This is a genomic window from Kaistella sp., assembly GCF_049588135.1.
Classification (GTDB): domain Bacteria; phylum Bacteroidota; class Bacteroidia; order Flavobacteriales; family Weeksellaceae; genus Kaistella.
Genome location: NZ_JBAVFG010000164.1, coordinates 1 through 3,608, shown reverse-complemented (window position 1 = coordinate 3,608; position 3,608 = coordinate 1). Strand labels below are relative to the sequence as shown.

Annotated in this window: 5 protein-coding genes; 3 read left to right on the top strand and 2 right to left on the bottom strand. The window is 32.9% G+C overall.

The annotated features are described in order from the left end of the window. Positions 1 to 150: 150 nt before the first annotated feature. The gene (locus WBY99_RS09190; RefSeq protein WP_423976033.1) at positions 151 to 699 is read right to left on the bottom strand and encodes a YqgE/AlgH family protein; all 549 of its coding nucleotides are present in this window, start codon (positions 697 to 699) and stop codon (positions 151 to 153) included. 52 nt (positions 700 to 751) lie between these two features. Here WBY99_RS09190 and pdxH point away from each other — a divergent pair, with 52 nt between their 5' ends. Continuing rightward, positions 752 to 1,396, top strand: coding sequence for a pyridoxamine 5'-phosphate oxidase (gene pdxH, locus WBY99_RS09185; protein WP_423976032.1), 645 nt, complete (start codon positions 752 to 754; stop codon positions 1,394 to 1,396). A gap of 46 nt (positions 1,397 to 1,442) precedes the next feature. Here pdxH and WBY99_RS09180 read toward each other — a convergent pair whose 3' ends face one another. After that, positions 1,443 to 1,733, bottom strand: coding sequence for an HU family DNA-binding protein (locus WBY99_RS09180; RefSeq protein WP_423976031.1), 291 nt, complete (start codon positions 1,731 to 1,733; stop codon positions 1,443 to 1,445). A gap of 395 nt (positions 1,734 to 2,128) precedes the next feature. On the opposite strand from WBY99_RS09180, the gene panD reads away from it, so the two are divergent. After that, a complete protein-coding gene (gene panD, locus WBY99_RS09175) occupies positions 2,129 to 2,479 on the top strand; it encodes an aspartate 1-decarboxylase (RefSeq protein ID WP_423976030.1) in 351 nt (116 codons plus the stop codon). Between the two features lie 22 nt (positions 2,480 to 2,501). Beyond that, entirely contained in the window at positions 2,502 to 3,551 is a 1,050-nt protein-coding gene (locus WBY99_RS09170; RefSeq protein ID WP_423976029.1) for a lysylphosphatidylglycerol synthase transmembrane domain-containing protein, read from the top strand. The last annotated feature ends 57 nt before the right edge of the window (positions 3,552 to 3,608 follow it).

Sequence of the window (3,608 nt, the reverse complement as noted above, 5' to 3'; positions counted from 1 at the left end):
GTAACCGGGTTTTTAGATTTTAATTACAATAATAACGGCGTAGCAATTTTTAAATTATAAGCACGAGTGTTAAAGTTTTGAATAAAGTAAAAATAATTGTTGTCCGAGAGAATGATAGAATAAGAAGAGTTTTCAGTTAGTGATATCTGATTAATTCATCGAAACATCTTCTGGTGCATTTGCCCATAATAAATATTCTCCGCCTAAGTTTTGCATGATGTTTTTCCAAAGACTTTGATCATTTGGAGACGTATAATCCAAATGATATACCTCTACTGGAGTCCATATTTTTCTAAGAATCTCACTTTCTAATTGCTGACCAGACCAACCAGAGTATCCAGAAAATACCTTAACATCGTCAATCGAAATTTGTTGATTTAAAATGGACGAAATAACATTTTCAATGTCTTCTGTAAGGTAGTATTCTTCGTTTATTGCTAGATATTCTTCCGTTACTCTTTTTCCTTTGCAAATAAAAAAAATCTTGTCGTTTTCAACTGGTCCTCCTTCATATACAGCGACTTGAAATTCAAAAAGTTCAAGTAATTTTGAACTTATATTTGTATTTTTCTTATTGAGTATTAATCCAAAAGCGCCGTTTTCATTATGGTCAACAATTAAAACGACAGAGCGTGAGAATATGTCCCCCGAAATATCGGGAGTGGAAATTAAAATTTTACCTTTGTAAGAATAATTCATCTGATCAATCAGGTTAAAATAGAAACCTTTAATCAAATATAATAAAAATTTAATGGAAAACCTGCACGACAAAAGAAAAATCTATGATCGCTCTGAACTTTTGGAAAGTCAAATTAAAGAAAATCCAATGGAGCAATTTCGTGATTGGTTCGTAGAGGCTGAACAAAATTCTCAAATTTCTGAAGCCAACGCCATGGCAATTTCTACCCTTGAAAAAGATGGTTGCCCGCGAACCAGAATGGTTTTGTTGAAATCGTACACTTGGGAAGGTTTTGTTTTTTTTACCAATTACGATAGTAGAAAAGGAAAAGCGATTGAAAGCAATCACAAAGCGTGTCTGCATTTTTTCTGGCCAAGTTTAGAACGCCAAATTATTATTAAAGCAAATCTAGAAAAATTAGCCGAAAATTTAAGTGATGGGTATTTTCATTCTCGTCCAAAAGGAAGCCAATTAGGAGCGGTAGTTTCGCCACAAAGTGAGGTAATTCCGAATCGTGAATATTTAGAAGAAAAGTTAAAAAATCTTGAAAAAGAATTTGAAAATAAGGAAATTCCACGACCAATGAATTGGGGTGGTTATTTGGCAAAACCTTATGAAATGGAATTTTGGCAAGGTCGCCCAAATCGCTTGCATGACAGAATTATTTATGAATTACAAGAAGATTTCGATTGGGAAATTTCACGTTTGGCGCCATAGAAAAAGTCCCGAATTTTCGGGACTTTCATTTAATATAATCAATAGATTATTTTTTCTTACCACCCATTACAGCGTCTGCTAAGTCAGAACCTGCTTTGAATTTTGCAACGGTTTTTGCAGCAATTTTAATAGGTTTTTTAGTTGCAGGATTGATTCCTTGTCTTGCAGCTCTTTCTGCTACAGAGAAAGTACCGAATCCTACTAAAGATACTTTGCCATCTTTTTGTTTCAAAGTGTGGGTAACGTTAGAGATAAAAGATTCAAGGGCAGCTTTTGCTGCAACTTTTGTAATGCTCGCATCTTTTGCGATAGCGTCGATTAATTCAGACTTGTTCATAATATAAATTAGTTAAGGTTAGTTCTAATGTTAAAGCAAATATAAAACATTTTTCATATTGTGCAAATTATTTGCGAATATTTAATCAATATTCAATGAAATTCTTGAATATTATCGAAAATGTATAATCCTTCATTTTGTATTTAATCGATGTTTGCAAGTTTTATTTTCATGCCAAACTCAATACGCATCCCAATTTTATAGATATTAATTATTATTAATTGTAATTACGAATTATTGAATTTTGTAGGAAATCGAAATGGCTATTTCATTATTGTTAAAATTAATGGGTTTTTAGTGTCTTTTTATTGTTTAATTATGAATGCAAAATAGGAGTGCAGTCTGAAAATTAAAATTAATTTTATTCCTTTAATTAAAATAATTAAATTTGCGCCATGCTAATTGAAGTTTTTAAATCTAAGATTCACAGAGTTCGTGTAACAGAATCTGATCTGAATTATATAGGAAGTATTACCATTGACGAAGAGCTCTTGGAAGCTTCAGGAATTATAGTGGGGGAAAGAGTTTATATCGTTAATGTAAATAACGGCGAACGATTCGATACTTATGCTATCAAAGGAAAAAGAAAATCTGGAGAAGTTTGTTTAAATGGACCTGCTGCAAGACGCGTGCAGAAAAACGACATCATCATTATTATGTCTTATGCTCAAATGACGCCAGAGGAAGCAAAAACCTTTCAGCCTAAAATCATTTTTCCAAACGAGCAAACCAATCTTCTTACTTAATTTCTGAAAAATTTCCTCAACGTTGGAACAAAACAAAAAAACAAATTCTTTTAGAACCTTTTTAACCATTGCGATTTCCCTCGGAATTGCTGCGCTTTTCATGTGGTTTGCTTTAAAAGGAATGGAGTTTAAAAAAATTATGGGATATTTTGGGAAAGCCAATTATCTCTGGGTTTTCATTGCCTCAATATTTGGGATTCTTGCCTATTGGTTTCGAGCCGTTCGCTGGAATCTTTTGTTGGAACCGATGGGATATAAAATTTCAAACTCCAATTCATTTTGGACGATTTCTTTCGGATATTTAATGAATCTTACCATTCCTAGAAGTGGAGAATTGGCACGATCAACGGCGTTATTTGGCGTAGAAAATGTTCCAGTCGATAAATCTTTCGGTACAATTATCTTAGAACGTGTTATCGATTTAATCTGTATGATTGGATTTTTGGGATTAACATTAATTTTTAAGTACAAAGCGTTTATCGCTTTCTACACTTATATTACTGAAGAAAAAGGAAAAACAGAAACCGCATCATCCAACTCGAAAATGTATGTGCTTCTTGCAATTTTTGTTATAACTGGTATTTTGTTTCTTGTCTTTAGAAAAAAGTTGAGACATTTTCCAATTTATCAGAAAGTGCTCAATTTTGCAAAAGGAATTTTTGACGGTTTGACTTCCATTTTTAAAATGAAACAAAAAGGAAAGTTTCTAGTTTACACTTTAGGAATCTGGATTTGCTATTATTTGGCGGCGTATTTGGTTTGTTTTGCTTTGCCAGAAACTTCAGATTTCACATTTGCAGACGGATTTTTCATTATCGTTGTAGGAACTTTGGGAATGATGGTGCCGGCTTCTGGCGGAATCGGAGCTTTTCATTTGGCTTTAAAATTTGGGATAATGGCGTTGTTTCTTTCCATGGGTAAAAGCCCCGAAGAAGGTGGCGAAATTGGACTTTCTTACGCTTTTATTTCACACACAATGCAATTGGTAATCATGTTGGTAATGGGCGTAATTTCTATTCCTGTTTTAGCAAAAGCCAGAAATGAAGCAGTAAAGAAAAAGGCAATTAATTAAAAAGATAATACAAAAGGGTTTACTTTGAAAAGTAAACCCTTTTGTATTTTATAATGC